General features: G+C 50.8%; 13 protein-coding genes. All 13 read left to right on the top strand.

The annotated features are described in order from the left end of the window. The first annotated feature begins 6 nt into the window (after positions 1–6). The 13 genes from ribF to EYB30_RS11160 all read left to right on the top strand — a co-directional run bounded on the left by ribF (position 7) and on the right by EYB30_RS11160 (position 13,827). Positions 7–975 carry a bifunctional riboflavin kinase/FAD synthetase gene (gene ribF, locus EYB30_RS11220; RefSeq protein ID WP_166838999.1) on the top strand — a complete coding sequence of 323 codons (969 nt, stop codon included), beginning with the start codon at positions 7–9 and terminating at the stop codon, positions 973–975. Continuing rightward, the gene (ileS, locus tag EYB30_RS11215) at positions 972–3,800 is read left to right on the top strand and encodes an isoleucine--tRNA ligase (RefSeq protein ID WP_166838998.1); all 2,829 of its coding nucleotides are present in this window, start codon (positions 972–974) and stop codon (positions 3,798–3,800) included. Before ribF ends, ileS begins: the two co-directional genes overlap by 4 nt. Further along, positions 3,800–4,291 carry a signal peptidase II gene (gene lspA / locus EYB30_RS11210; RefSeq protein WP_166838997.1) on the top strand — a complete coding sequence of 164 codons (492 nt, stop codon included), beginning with the start codon at positions 3,800–3,802 and terminating at the stop codon, positions 4,289–4,291. Before ileS ends, lspA begins: the two co-directional genes overlap by 1 nt. Continuing rightward, a complete protein-coding gene (fkpB, locus tag EYB30_RS11205) occupies positions 4,288–4,725 on the top strand; it encodes an FKBP-type peptidyl-prolyl cis-trans isomerase (protein ID WP_166838996.1) in 438 nt (145 codons plus the stop codon). Before lspA ends, fkpB begins: the two co-directional genes overlap by 4 nt. A 2-nt stretch (positions 4,726–4,727) precedes the next feature. Then, entirely contained in the window at positions 4,728–5,657 is a 930-nt protein-coding gene (ispH, locus tag EYB30_RS11200) for a 4-hydroxy-3-methylbut-2-enyl diphosphate reductase (RefSeq protein ID WP_166838995.1), read from the top strand. Between the two features lie 90 nt (positions 5,658–5,747). After that, the gene (locus tag EYB30_RS11195; RefSeq protein ID WP_166838994.1) at positions 5,748–6,785 is read left to right on the top strand and encodes a sensor histidine kinase; all 1,038 of its coding nucleotides are present in this window, start codon (positions 5,748–5,750) and stop codon (positions 6,783–6,785) included. Next, the gene (locus EYB30_RS11190; RefSeq protein ID WP_166838993.1) at positions 6,782–7,498 is read left to right on the top strand and encodes a LytR/AlgR family response regulator transcription factor; all 717 of its coding nucleotides are present in this window, start codon (positions 6,782–6,784) and stop codon (positions 7,496–7,498) included. Before EYB30_RS11195 ends, EYB30_RS11190 begins: the two co-directional genes overlap by 4 nt. Before the next feature lie 120 nt (positions 7,499–7,618). After that, a complete protein-coding gene (pilV, locus tag EYB30_RS11185; RefSeq protein ID WP_166838992.1) occupies positions 7,619–8,167 on the top strand; it encodes a type IV pilus modification protein PilV in 549 nt (182 codons plus the stop codon). Positions 8,168–8,178: 11 nt separating this feature from the next. Next, a complete protein-coding gene (locus EYB30_RS11180) occupies positions 8,179–9,138 on the top strand; it encodes a PilW family protein (protein ID WP_166838991.1) in 960 nt (319 codons plus the stop codon). A 12-nt stretch (positions 9,139–9,150) separates the two neighbouring features. Continuing rightward, entirely contained in the window at positions 9,151–9,609 is a 459-nt protein-coding gene (locus EYB30_RS11175; protein ID WP_166838990.1) for a pilus assembly PilX family protein, read from the top strand. Between the two features lie 14 nt (positions 9,610–9,623). Further along, complete coding sequence (locus EYB30_RS11170) at positions 9,624–13,091, top strand: pilus assembly protein (RefSeq protein ID WP_166838989.1); 3,468 nt, start codon at positions 9,624–9,626, stop codon at positions 13,089–13,091. 15 nt (positions 13,092–13,106) lie between these two features. Beyond that, positions 13,107–13,502, top strand: a complete 396-nt coding sequence (locus EYB30_RS11165) for a type IV pilin protein (protein WP_166838988.1) — start codon at positions 13,107–13,109, stop codon at positions 13,500–13,502. A gap of 1 nt (position 13,503) precedes the next feature. Continuing rightward, the gene (locus EYB30_RS11160; protein ID WP_166838987.1) at positions 13,504–13,827 is read left to right on the top strand and encodes a TapY2 family type IVa secretion system protein; all 324 of its coding nucleotides are present in this window, start codon (positions 13,504–13,506) and stop codon (positions 13,825–13,827) included. Positions 13,828–13,844 lie beyond the last annotated feature (17 nt).

Here is a 13,844-nt window from a genome sequence, read left to right as displayed (position 1 = left end):
ACAGGCATGGAGTTAATTCGCGGCTTACATAATATTCAGCCCCGCCATCGTGGTTGTGTGCTGACCATTGGTAATTTTGATGGGGTGCATCTGGGGCATCAGGCCGTTTTGGCCAAAGTGGTAGCTATTGCCAGACAAATGCAGCTGCCTTCCTGCGTGATGCTGTTTGAACCGCAGCCACTGGAAGTGTTTGCCGGTGATGCGGCACCAGCACGGTTAACCCGGTTTCGTGAGAAATATGCGGCGCTGGCAGGTGTTGGCATAGACCGGCTGCTGTGTGTGCATTTTACGCCGGCGTTCGCTGCCCAGGCGCCTGAGCAGTTTATTCAGCAGTTGCTGTTAAAGCAGCTGGGGGTGGAGCAGCTGATTGTCGGTGATGATTTCCGCTTTGGCAAAAACCGTAGCGGCAGCTTTGAGCTGTTAGCACTGGCGGCCGAGCAGTATCAGTTTGGTTTGTACAGTACATCAAGTTTATTGCTGGGCCAGCAACGGGTAAGCAGCACCCTGATCCGACAAGCACTGGCAGAAGACCAGTTAAGTCTGGCTGCAGAGATGCTGGGCCGGCCTTTTGCGTTAACCGGCCGGGTGCGGCATGGCCGTAAGTTAGGCCGTGATCTGGGCTTTCCGACGGCGAATGTGTTTTTATACCGGCGCAAGCTACCGGTTGCCGGGGTATATGCGATAACGGCAAACACGGTGTTTGGCCGTTATCAGGGTGTGGCAAATATTGGTAACCGGCCGACAGTGCAAGGCCAGCGCCAACAGTTAGAAGCACACTTATTTGATTTTAAAGGCGATTTATATGGCAGCCAGATAGAGGTGCTACTGCAACATAAATTGCGTAGCGAGCAGCGTTTTGCCTCTCTGGAACAGTTGCAACAACAAATAGCGGCGGATGTGATGGCCGCCAAAGCATTTTTTCAGCATGGCGCCGCGGCCCATGCTACCACTGATAAGACGGAACATAACGGATGAGCGACTACAAGCATACCCTGAATTTGCCGGAAACGGCTTTTGCGATGCGCGCCAATCTGGCGCAGCGCGAGCCGCAAATGCTGGCAAAATGGACCGAGGCCGATTTATACGGCAAAATTCGTGCTGCAAAAAAGGGTAAAAAAACCTTTATTTTGCACGACGGCCCACCGTACGCGAACGGCAATATTCATATCGGGCATGCAGTAAATAAAATTTTAAAAGACATTATCGTTAAAGCCAAAACGCTGGACGACTATGACGCACCTTATGTACCTGGCTGGGATTGCCATGGCCTGCCGATTGAACTGGTCGTCGAGAAAAAATACGGTAAACCAGGCACCAAGCTAACGCCGGCAGAGTTCCGACAAAAATGCCGTGACTATGCGCAAACCCAAATTGATGCTCAGCGCACCGACTTTATCCGCCTGGGCGTGCTGGGCGATTGGTATAATCCGTACCGAACTATGGATTACGGCTTTGAAGCCAATATCATCCGCTCGCTGGGCAAAATTATCGACAATGGTCATTTGCAGCAGGGTTTTAAGCCGGTGCACTGGTGTACCGACTGCGGCTCAGCGCTGGCCGAGGCCGAAGTGGAATATCAGGACAAGGTATCACCGGCCATTGATGTACGTTTTAGTTTGGTAGACGACAGTGCGGTAGACCGCTTTGATCACCCTGAAGGCAAACGCGGTAGCGGCAAGGTGTCGGTGGTGATCTGGACGACCACGCCCTGGACTATCCCGGCTAACCGTGCCGTGGCGTTAAATGCCAAGCTGGATTACAGCTTGGTACAGGTTGAACAGGGCCCACTGGGCGCTGAGCGCTTAATTATTGCCACTGATCTGGTTCAGGAGGTGATGGCGCGCGCTGGTATTGAACATTACCACGCCCTGGGGTTTGCCAAGGGTGCAGCGCTGGAGCTGGTGCAGGTGCAACATCCTCTGTACGACTTTAGCGTGCCACTGATTATGGGCGAACACGTTACCACCGACTCGGGTACCGGCTGTGTGCATACCGCGCCGGGCCATGGTCAGGAAGACTTTGTGGTGGGTAAGCAATACAACCTGGAAGTGGCCAATCCGGTGGGCGCTAATGGTGTTTACCTGCCAGACACACCGCTGTTTGCCGGCCAGCATGTGTTTAAAGCCAACGACAACGTCGTCGAAGCATTAAAAGCAGCGGATGCCTTATTGGTGCATAAAGCCTACAAACATAGTTACCCGCACTGCTGGCGTCACAAAACGCCGATTATTTTCCGTGCCACACCGCAGTGGTTTATCAGCATGGAGCAACAAGGGCTGCGTGCTGCGTCACTGGAGCAGATTGCACAAACGCGCTGGATCCCGGACTGGGGCCAGCAGCGAATTGAAAAAATGGTTGCCGGCCGGCCGGACTGGTGTATTTCTCGCCAGCGCACCTGGGGCGTACCGATAGCGTTATTTGTCGATAAAGATACCGGTGCTTTGCATCCGGATAGCAAAGCGTTAATGGAGCAGGTTGCCCAACTGGTTGAGCAGCACGGTATTCAGGCCTGGTTTGATTTAGATGCCGCCAGTTTGCTTGGCGATGACGCTAAGCAATACGTTAAGGTCAGCGATACGCTGGATGTGTGGTTCGACTCAGGCGTGACCCATGCCTGCGTGGTGGGTGTGCGGCCGGAATTTGCCGGTGCTGAGCAGGCTGATTTGTATCTTGAAGGTTCAGATCAGCACCGCGGCTGGTTTATGTCGTCGTTAATGACCGGTGTTAGCATTAAGCATAAGGCGCCCTATAAGCAGGTGCTGACGCATGGTTTTACCGTCGACGGTGATGGCCGTAAGATGTCAAAATCGTTGGGTAATGTGGTATCGCCGCAGGATGTGATGAATAAACTGGGCGCCGATATTTTACGTTTATGGGTGGCGACGACCGATTACACCTCAGAGATGACGGTATCGGATGAAATTTTAAACCGCGCTGCCGACAAATACCGCCGCATCCGTAATACCGCGCGCTTCCTGCTGGCCAATTTAAATGGCTTTAACCCGGCCACTGACGCTGTGCCTTTCGCGCAAATGGTTGAGCTGGACTTGTGGGTCGTCAACCGCGCGGCGAAATTACAACAGGACATTATCGACGCCTACGATAATTATCAGTTCCATCAGGTCAGCCAAAAGCTAATGAACTTCTGTACCGTGGAGCTGGGCAGCTTCTATCTGGACGTGATTAAAGATCGCCAGTACACCGCACATAGCAATAGCGTGGCCCGTCGTTCATGTCAGACGGCGCTGTACCATATTGCGCAGGCGATGGTGCGCTGGATGGCACCCATCATGAGCTTTACCGCGCAGGAAATCTGGCAGGAGCTGCCAGGTGAGCGCGATGAATTCGTGTTTACTGACGTTTGGTATCGTGGTTTTAGTGGTTTAACCGCCGGTAAGTTTGATGATGCGTTCTGGCAGCAATTACTGCAGGTGCGGGACGAGGTCAACAAGGTACTGGAAGCAGCAAGACGCGACGAGAAAATCGGCGCTTCCTTGCAGGCTGAAGTGACCCTGTATGCGTCAGAAGCGCTGGCAGCCGATTTAGCCAAGCTTAGCGATGAGCTGCGTTTTGTGCTGATCACCTCTACCGCACAGGTAAGCACGCAAGCAGCACCAGCCGATGCAGTGCAAACCGAATTAGCCGGTTTAAGCGTGCAGGTAGCGGCCTCAACCGCTGCCAAATGTGGCCGTTGCTGGCACCACCGGCATGATGTTGGCGCTGACAGTACCCATCCGGATCTGTGTCTGCGCTGCGTGAGTAATGTCGAGGGTGACGGCGAACAGCGGGCCTTTGCATAATGGCGGCGCTGTTTAAAGATACGGGATGGCGGTTATGGTGGTTGATGCTGCTGGTGTTGGTTGCTGACCAGGTCAGTAAGCAAGTAGTGATTGCTAATATGCAGTTGTTTGATTCCATTGATCTGCTGCCGTTTTTCAATTTGACCTATGTGCGCAACTATGGCGCCGCCTTTTCGTTTTTAAGCGATGCCGGCGGCTGGCAACGCTGGTTTTTTACCCTTATTGCTGTGGTGATAAGTGGTGTGCTGGCGGTGTGGCTGGCGCGCAATAACAAAGCACAGCTGAAACTGAACCTGGCGCTTAGCCTGGTGCTGGCCGGCGCTATTGGTAACCTGATTGACCGCAGCGTTTATGGTTACGTGATCGACTTTCTGCATGTGTATTATCAGAACTGGCACTATCCGGCGTTTAATATTGCCGACTCGGCCATCTGTATCGGTGCGGCGCTATTAATCTGGGACAGCTTTAGCAGTAATGAGGTGAAGAAATGACAGAGCAGGTAATAACGGGCAGCAGCACGGTAATTTTTCACTTCGATATTAAGTTATCTGACGGCAGCGCTGCTGAAAGCACCCGGGTGCATAATAAACCCGCTAAGCTGCAAATGGGCGATGGCAGTATTTCTGCGGCATTTGAAGCTGAGTTAACCGGCTTAAAAGCGGGTGATAAAAAGACCTTTACGCTAAAACCGGAAGATGCCTATGGCATGCCGAACCCGGACAATATTTACTATGTTGACCGCAGCAAGTTTTCTGCCGATGCGCCAGCTAAGCCGGGCATGATTATTGGCTTTACCATGCCGGATGGCTCTGAGATGCCGGGCCTGGTGCGTGACGTGGCTGGCGAGTCGGTAACCATAGATTTTAACCATCCGCTGGCAGGGCAGACGCTGACCTTCAGTGTGGAAATTGTACAGGTAAGCTGAACATGGATATTTTACTCGCCAATCCGCGTGGGTTTTGTGCCGGGGTCGACAGGGCAATCAGCATTGTAGAGCGCGCACTGGAGCTATACGAGCCGCCGATTTATGTGCGGCATGAAGTGGTACACAATAAGTTTGTCGTTGACGGTTTGCGCCGGCGCGGCGCCGTGTTTGTTGATGAACTAAACGAAGTGCCCGATGGCAATATCGTTATTTTCAGTGCCCACGGCGTGTCGCAGGCGGTGCGTGAAAATGCCAAACAGCGTGGCCTGAAAGTATTTGATGCCACCTGTCCGCTGGTCACAAAAGTACATATGGAAGTGACCCGTGCCAGCCGTAAAGGTATAGAGTGCATTTTAATAGGCCATGCCGGTCACCCTGAAGTTGAAGGCACTATGGGGCAGTACGATAACCCGCAGGGCGGTATTTATCTGGTCGAGTCAGCCGACGATGTTGCAACCTTAGTGGTGAAGAACCCGGCGCAGCTGTGCTTTAGCAGCCAAACCACCTTATCGGTAGATGATACTGCAGATGTGATCGATGCCCTGCGGGCGCGTTTCCCCGACATTGAAGGCCCACGCAAAGACGATATTTGCTACGCCACGCAAAACCGCCAGGACGCGGTGCGCGATTTAGCCAGCAAAGCTGATCTGCTGCTGGTGGTGGGCGCAAAAAACAGCAGTAATTCAAACCGTTTGCGCGAGTTGGCCGACAAAATGGGCTGCACCGCCTATTTAATTGATACTGCCAATGATATTCAGCAAAGCTGGCTTGATGGTGTTAAGGCGGTTGGGGTTACGGCCGGGGCTTCTGCGCCTGAAGTGTTGGTACAGCAGGTGGTAAAACAGCTGCAGCAGTGGGGCGGTAAAACCGTCAGTGAAAACCCGGGCCGTGAAGAAAATGTCGTGTTTGCTATACCGGCAGAGCTGCGCTAACCGCTTGAGCTAACGACGTTATTTTTGCCATAGTCGGGCGGGTGCAGAATAAGGTATAGTTTAACGACTTTATAACGCACTGATACCACTATGGCACAAGCTTCTGATACAACCGTCCTGTTACCGGCATTTTGCCGTGGCCCGGTGATACTGCGGGCGCTGGTGTTAGCGCAGGCCGTGGCAATAGTGCTGGCGTTTGCGCCTGGCGCCGGCAACGATCCCTGGCTCAGGCTGGGTTTTGTCTCACTGTTTGTGCAGTGGATTATGCTGATGACCAGCGCTGCCTTATGTATTCTACGCCCGGCACTTAACCGGTTACCGGCATTACGGCTGGGGTTAGCGGTGATGGCCATATTGTTGGTAATTACCGCCAGTGTCAGCCTGGCCGCTCACGCATTGCTGGCGCAGAGTTTATGGTTCAGCCCGTTACCGGCACATCAGTTTTTACTGCACAACCTGCTACTGGCCGGCATTATTGGCCTGATGGCCATTCAGTTTTTTATGCTGCATATCGAGCGGCAACAGCGCATGCTGGCGCAGTCCAGAGCCGAGTTACTGGCGCTGCAAACCCGCATTCAGCCCCATTTTTTATTTAATAGCTTAAACACTGTGGCAGAGCTGACACAGCAAGATGCCAATGCAGCTGAGCAGGCGATACTGGATTTGGCGGCGGTGTTCAGGGCGGCCATGCATGCAGGCGATAGTATTGAACTGGCGCAGGAACTTCAGCTATCGCGGCAATATTTGTCGCTGGAGCAGTGGCGTTTAGGCAAACGTTTGCGCATCGACTGGCAGTTGCCGGATCAACTGCCAACGCTGATTATGCCGGCGCTTACCATTCAGCCGTTACTGGAAAATGCCATTCGCCACGGTATTGAAACCTGTGAGCAAGGCGGCACTGTGGGCATCCGTCTGCTGCAAAGTAAAGCGACGGTGACACTGTTAATCACCAATCCTTACTGTGGCAGCCGTGACAAAGCGGCGCATAATGGTGTGGCACTGCAAAACATTGGCCAACGGTTACAGCTGTTTTTTGGCCAGGCAGCCAGCATCAGTTGTCATGCCGCGGCCGACAGTTACCGGGTTAAACTGGTGCTACCTAAAGTTAACGCAGAGGCAGTCCGATGAAGGTGTTAATCGTCGACGATGAACCGCTGGCCCGCGCCAGGTTAAAACGCCTGCTAAGCCAGTTTACGCAGTATCGCTGTGTCGGTGAAGCTGAAAACCTGTCTGACGCCCTGGCGTGCTGTGCCAAAACCGAACCCGATGTGCTGCTGCTGGACATTGAGATGGCCGGTGGCAGCGGGCTGACGTTGGCCAGTCAACTGATGCAGCAAGCATTACCGCCAGCGATTATTTTTGTTACCGCCCATCCGCAACACGCGCTGGATGCCTATCAGGTTAGCCCGGCTGATTATATCCTTAAGCCCGTGTCGGCAGAGCGCTTAGGCCAGGCGTTGGCGCGGGTTGGTATGGCAACCAAAGCGCATCTGGAGCGACGCCACAGCGCAGCGCCGTTAATCAATTACCAGTTAGGTACAGTAAGCCGGCAGATACCGCTGAGCGAGGTGCGTTATTTTGTCGCCGACAGTAAGTATGTGCGAATGGTATTTTTGCATGGTGAAGCACTGTTAGAAGATAGCTTAGCGCAGCTGGAGCAAAAATATCCGCAGTGGTTGCTGCGGATCCACCGGGGTATTTTAATTAATAAACACCATTTTTCTGCTTTGCGAACCCTGCCGGACGGCCGCCATGTTATTGAGTTAGATGGCATCAGCACGCCGCTGGAAATAAGCCGCCGCGCTTACCCCAAACTAAAAGCCGCCTTACAGCTGGGCTGACCGTTTATCGGCGAAACTTGCCGCTTATCAATCCAGCTATTGCTTTTGCCTGCCACTGTTTTATGTTAGCGCTATGGAAAAAGTTTGAATGCGCTAGTTAGAAGTGCAGGAACAAAAATAATGATGAGACGACACCAGTCAGGTTTTTCTTTTGTTGAGGTACTGGTCGCTTTTTTTATTCTGGCGACTGGTCTTATCGGCACCGTGGCGATGCAGGCGGTGGCCAAGCGTAACAGTTTTGATGCAACCCAGCGCGCTCAGGCCCTGGCGATGGCCAATGATGTTATTGACCGCATTCGGGCCAACAGTACTGTGGCCATCAATTACAACGGCAATGATTATGGTGCCGGTAATATCGCGATGCCGAATCCGCGTTGCCAGACACAAGCGGCAAATTGTACCGCGGCGCAAATTGCATTAAACGACCGCTTTGAGTGGGATCAGCGCTTATTAGGCGCTGATGTTACACAGCAAGCCGGCAATGCAGGGGGCATCTCAGATGCGACCGGTTGCGTTAATTTCAACGCGAATGGTGACCTTACCGTGACAATATCCTGGCTGGGACGTGACGCTATCCGTGACGCGGCAGTGACAACCGGAGAAGATGGTTGTGGTGTAGAGAGTGACGAGCGGCGTCAGGTCGTGGTTACGACATTTATTTGGCGATAAGGATTACAGCGATGCGAAACTTTAAACAAGTCGGTATGACATTGATGGAATTAATGATATCGATGGCGATTGGCGTATTTTTGCTCGGTGGCGTCACGGTAGCTTATCTGGCAATGCGAACCACTACAGCCGAAACGATAGCGTTGTCTGAAATGCAGCAAAATGGCCGCATGGCGCTATCATTGCTGACAACGGATATTCAGCAAGCCGGGTTTCGCGGTATGTTGCGCACGTTTAATACTAATGTTATCGCACCGGCGCCTTTTGCCGCTGACTGCAATGCTGGGCTTAACGGCGGTAGCTTCCCGCAAAATGGCTTAGGTGAGTTTCCGGTGATCTGGGGGCGTACCTTGGCCGTTGCCGGCGGTGCCATAGGTTGTGTAAATAATGCTGTAGCTAACAGTGATATTTTGCAAATCAAAAGAGCAACAGGCCCTGCTTTACCTGATCCGCTACCTGTCGGCGCGCTTGATGCCAGCCAGTTTTACCTGGAGGCCAGTGCCAGTGAGGGCAACATTTTTGCCGGTAATGCCGGGCCACTGGGTATAGCGCAGGCTGAAATCTGGCCTTACCGTCATCATGTGTATTTTGTTACCACCGAAAACGTTGATGGCATTGCTGTGCCGGTACTGGCACGAATGGAACTGATTAATAACAATGGGCCGCAAATGCAAAGGGCCATGCTACTGGATGGTATTGAACGCATTCGTTTTGCTTTTGGCGCCGATATGAACAGCGATAATCAAATTGATGGTTATCTCGACGCCAATAATATGCCGGCAGCGCTATGGCAAGCCGATACCAAAGTGATGGCGGTGAGGGTTAATGTGTTAGTGCGGGCAAGCCGGCCCGATAATGATTATCAGAATACCAATAGTTATGATCTGGGTGATGGCGTGCTGTTTACACCCAATGACAATTTTCGTCGGATGCTGTTTTCAAGCACAGTACATATCACGAATCGCAGATAAGAGGTAAATCCAATGTTTAACCATCGTAGACAGAAAGGTATGGTGTTGGTAGTGGCGCTGATCATGCTGATTGCGGTAACGGGTGTCGCCGTTGCTTTGCTGGTTAGCTCGGGCGTCGATAACAAAATGATGTCATCTGCTCAGGAGGCTGAGCTGGCCATGAATGAAGCCCGTGGTGCCCATGATGAGGCTTATAGCCGTGAGATTAACCAGGTTGGTGGTGGGCAAAACCAATTTGCTTTGCGTATTCCTCTGGGGCAAAGTTTACCGGCGCGAGAAACCCAACCAAATACTGCCGGCAATATAGTGGTGTATTCGGCCCTGCCGGAGCCGACAACGTGCCCGCCCGCCTTTTCTGCCAGTAGCAGCAGTAGTTGCAATTATCATCGTGTTACCACTGCAACCAATTATGGTGAGGTAGGGCAAACTATCCGAATTACGTCTGTTGTCTCGCAGCAGCTGGTGAATTAATTGAGGACACAAAAATGAAATGGCATATCCGTTCGCTGGTCAGCATACTTTTTGGTTTTGTGACAATCAGCCCTGCTTTGGCAGAAGATATTGAGATCTATGTCGGTAACGAAAGCTATCGGCAGGGCAAAAATGCCAAGGCGCTGATTATTTTTGATAACTCAGGCTCTATGCGTGCCGTTGAAGAGGTGAAAGTATCTTATAACCCGGATACAACGTATACGACCAAGGGCTACGAAGAATTTAGTACTGAAGCGATTTATTTTAGCCGCGGCAGCGATGTGGATAATTCAGTTGGTTTGGTGCCGACCTCACACAGTGATTCCCGCCGTTTTAATAAAGCTATATTAGGCTGCGAAACCGCCTGGGAACGTTTGCGCACAGTTGGACATTACACCGGCTACTTGCGCGAGTATCAGGTAAAGGGCAATACCGGTTCCTGGGAACCATTACCCGCAGAGATGGGGTTAAATACCAATAATCCGGTGGATTGTCTGGATGATATAATTCGGAAAAACCCCAAAAACGGCACCTATAGCAGTAAGAATATCCAGATTTCTAATGGTTATCCGATTAACGGTTCAGGCAACGCGAAAAATGACTTGGTCGGCACAGCCTATACCACAGATTGGGAGTTAGCCAATAGCCAAAGCTCGGCATTAGAAGGCGGTGACTCTATTACACTCTATACCGCTAATTACATCAATTATTACTATGCGACAGAATCCGATGTTGGCACTGAAAGTAAAAGCCGCTTAGAAGTGGCCAAGGAAGCAATAAATGAGCTTCTACTATCAACTCCTAGTGTTGATTTTGGTCTTGAACTATTTAATATGAATTTCCCAGACGAAGGCGATAGAGATGGCGGCCGTATTGTAAATGGTATCCGTACCATGACTGACAGCGCCCGGTTGGAGCTATTAAACACCTTGCAGGAAATTGACGCGGAAACCAATACACCGCTGTGCGAAAGCCTGATGGAGGCGAAGCGTTATCTGGCCGGTGAGGCGGTAGTTTATGGTGATGATGATAAAGATTATAAAAGTAGCTATAAAGGTGATACTCCACCCCAAGATATGACGGCCCAGGCTAACGGCGTATATCTGTCACCTTTTGATAAGTGTACCGAAGAAGTTTTTATCATTATGATAACGGACGGTGAACCTACGCTGGATAAAAATGCGGATAATGCGATTAAAGCGCTTTCAAGCGCAGCGCCATATAAGTTTGATAGCGGCACGACGAATTATTTGCCAGTGTTGTCTGAGTGGATGCATACACATGATATTAACCCGAATATTCCTGGTGATCAGATTGCCCGGTTTTACACTATTGGCTTTGGTGACGACGCAGTTGATAACGCTGGTGAGTTATTAAAAATAGCGGCTAATAAAGGGGGGGGAGATTATGTAGCAGCGCGCAAAGCTGCTGATTTAGTGGATGCATTACGTCGGACATTTTCGAGTATCTTGCAAGAGAACTCCAGCTTTACTGCTCCGTCAGTTGCCAGTAATAATTTTGACCGTACCCGTAGCCTGGACAGTGTGTACTACGCGATGTTTTTACCGCAGCCCGGCACCCGCTGGTATGGCAACCTGAAAAAGCTACGTTTAGACGGTGATACGTTAGTCGATAAGAACGACGCGCCTGCCCTTGGTGATAAGGGTTCTTTTAAAGCCACCGCCTTCACATTCTGGAATGACACTTCCACACCGGACGGTAATAAAGTAAAAGAGGGCGGTGCTGCTGCGCAGTTAGCTAAGCAGGGCAGCCGACAGTTTTTAGTTAACAAAGGCAATGCTTTAGTCGAATTAGCTGCTAACAATTTTACTGATATCCCTGATGGCGTGCTGGGTGTTGAACCGGAGGAACTGAAAGCCAATATCGATTGGGCGCGTGGTTTTGATGTCGATGGTGATAACGGCCCTACTACTAATTTGCGACCTGATCTGATGGGCGACCCGCTGCATTCTAAGCCATTGGTGTTAAGCTACGGTAAAGACGACATTCGTATTTTATTGGGTACTAACCATGGCTTTATGCATATGTTTCAGGACAGTGGTGAGACCATTGCTGAGAACTGGGCTTTTATGCCGCAGGAACTGATAAAAAATATTCCGCAGCTGAGGGCCAATATTAAAGGTAATCCTAAGGTGTATGGGGTCGATGGTTCTCCGGTTGCCTATTTCCGTGATTTAGATGGTGATGGCATTATTGGCAGCGATGATAAGGTTTGGCTGTTTTTCGGCTTACGCCGAGGTGGCAGTTCTTACTATGCACTGGATATCACTAACCCTGATGCACCTAAATTTATGTGGCATATCGACAGTAATACAACAGGCTTTGGCGAAATGGGCCAGAGCTGGTCTAAGCCTGTGATTACTTTCTTAAAAGAACGGGGCGACAAACCGGTGCTGGTATTTGGTGCTGGTTATAGTACCAACAAAGACGGTCTTACTCTTGCTTCGCCGGACGCTGTCGGCCGTGGTATTTTTATTGTCGATGCGGAGCAAGGCTCACTGATAAAATCCTTTGGCCCCGAACACGGTATTGAACACAGTGTACCTGGTGCTGTGTCCTTTTTAGACAGTGACTATGATGCCTTTGCTGACCGGTTATATTTCTCAGATGCAGGCGGCAATGTCTGGCGGGCAGACCTGGTCGGTGCTGATATGAGCAAATGGACGCTGTTTAAATTCGCCAGCTTGTCTGCTGCGACGTCTGCGGATGATAGACGTTTCTTCTATGAGCCGGTAGTGGCGCGTGCGTTGATGCATCAAGTTGCTGAAGTAACAACTGAGGTTAACGGTATACAAAGTACGGTAACCACAAAAGCAGAAGTGCCTTTTGACGCTGTGGTTATCGGTAGCGGTAGCCGACCACATCCACTGTATGAGGGGGTGCAGGATAAGCTGTTTATGCTGCGGGATAAAAATACTGTTAGCCAGCTATTTACTGTAAATACTACACCTGAGCCAATAACGGTAAGTGATTTGTATGAAGTGGTAGATACCACCCCCAGGACGACCCCAGAAGCTAAACTTGAACTGCAAAAAGACATGTCTGCCACCGAGGGCTGGTACTATCAGTTGTCTAACGGTGAGAAATCTTTGTCACCGGCAGTAGTCGTGTCTGGCGTAGCGTTTTTCACCAGTTATATACCTTCAGTTGAAGTAAACGAAAACACCTGTGAACTTGATGGTGGCGCAGGCAGTATTTACGCCTTTAACCTTAATTATGGCACTAGAGTTTTTAACACCATTAGTATAACAACAACTAAAAGTATTCCGGATGTGCCGGAGGTAATAGTGCCGCCTGCTGAGCCGGATCCGGATTGTCAGGGGGATGAATGTGCCACGCCACCGGGTAAACTTACCTTGTTGATGCCGGACGCAACAGAAGTACCATGTACAGGAGAAGATTGCGGCCCTGCAGCAACGCTGAAGACGCTGCGGCATTATCTGGTGATTGATGAGAATTAACATGAAGAGCACATTATGATTAAACAACGCGGTATTACTTTAATTGAGCTGATGATCGTGGTGGCGATCATCGGCATCCTGGCCGGGATTGCTTACCCCAGCTATACCCAGTATGTGCAGCGCAGTAACCGCAGTGAAGCGATGAATGAATTGGTGCGTATTGCCAATTTACAGGAGCAGTTTTTTGCCGATAACCGCCGTTACGCGCTTGATCTCACTGAACTGGGTTTCCCGGAGGTGACAACACTGACCGACAACGGTTTGTATCAGGTTCAGGTGGCGGCTGCAGCCGCCAGAACTTTTACCTTAACGGCAACCGGGCAGGGCGTGCAGGCGACAGATGCCTGCGTGACTATGAGTATTGACCAGGCTGGCACTAGAACGGCGTCAGCACAAAATTGCTGGAGATAATATGAAACAGCTGTTATGGGTATTAGGCATTAGCCTATTGTTGCCATTAACCGTACAGGCGCAACAGAGTAAAGCAAACGACAAAGCACAGCTTTATAGCTACAAATGCCATTTAACGCTGGCAGATAAACGTGAAGTCATACGTGACTATCGTCGTCAACCGAAGAATCAGAATGGCAACCTGCAGCGTTTATTACAAGGCGAGCAGGTCGCAGTGGAGAAAGGCAAGCGTTTGGCTATTACCAAAGTGCACGAATGTGTGGAACGTGATGCGGATTTTAGCAAGGCAACCGCCCGTGAGTTAGACCGTAATACGCTACGTTAAATTGCGCCAAAACTAAA

It is taken from the genome of Rheinheimera pleomorphica (assembly GCF_011634895.1).
In the GTDB taxonomy this organism is placed as follows: Bacteria; Pseudomonadota; Gammaproteobacteria; order Enterobacterales; family Alteromonadaceae; genus Alishewanella; species Alishewanella pleomorphica.
This window is presented reverse-complemented; position numbering and strand designations above follow the sequence as displayed.

What these genes read in the sequence shown, in the direction of transcription:
- ribF (WP_166838999.1), top strand. Translation starts at nt 7, where the DNA reads ATGGAGTTAATTCGCGGCTTACATAATATTCAGCCCCGCCATCGTGGT.
- ileS (WP_166838998.1), top strand. Translation starts at nt 972, where the DNA reads ATGAGCGACTACAAGCATACCCTGAATTTGCCGGAAACGGCTTTTGCG.
- lspA (WP_166838997.1), top strand. Translation starts at nt 3,800, where the DNA reads ATGGCGGCGCTGTTTAAAGATACGGGATGGCGGTTATGGTGGTTGATG.
- fkpB (WP_166838996.1), top strand. Translation starts at nt 4,288, where the DNA reads ATGACAGAGCAGGTAATAACGGGCAGCAGCACGGTAATTTTTCACTTC.
- ispH (WP_166838995.1), top strand. Translation starts at nt 4,728, where the DNA reads ATGGATATTTTACTCGCCAATCCGCGTGGGTTTTGTGCCGGGGTCGAC.
- EYB30_RS11195 (WP_166838994.1), top strand. Translation starts at nt 5,748, where the DNA reads ATGGCACAAGCTTCTGATACAACCGTCCTGTTACCGGCATTTTGCCGT.
- EYB30_RS11190 (WP_166838993.1), top strand. Translation starts at nt 6,782, where the DNA reads ATGAAGGTGTTAATCGTCGACGATGAACCGCTGGCCCGCGCCAGGTTA.
- pilV (WP_166838992.1), top strand. Translation starts at nt 7,619, where the DNA reads ATGATGAGACGACACCAGTCAGGTTTTTCTTTTGTTGAGGTACTGGTC.
- EYB30_RS11180 (WP_166838991.1), top strand. Translation starts at nt 8,179, where the DNA reads ATGCGAAACTTTAAACAAGTCGGTATGACATTGATGGAATTAATGATA.
- EYB30_RS11175 (WP_166838990.1), top strand. Translation starts at nt 9,151, where the DNA reads ATGTTTAACCATCGTAGACAGAAAGGTATGGTGTTGGTAGTGGCGCTG.
- EYB30_RS11170 (WP_166838989.1), top strand. Translation starts at nt 9,624, where the DNA reads ATGAAATGGCATATCCGTTCGCTGGTCAGCATACTTTTTGGTTTTGTG.
- EYB30_RS11165 (WP_166838988.1), top strand. Translation starts at nt 13,107, where the DNA reads ATGATTAAACAACGCGGTATTACTTTAATTGAGCTGATGATCGTGGTG.
- EYB30_RS11160 (WP_166838987.1), top strand. Translation starts at nt 13,504, where the DNA reads ATGAAACAGCTGTTATGGGTATTAGGCATTAGCCTATTGTTGCCATTA.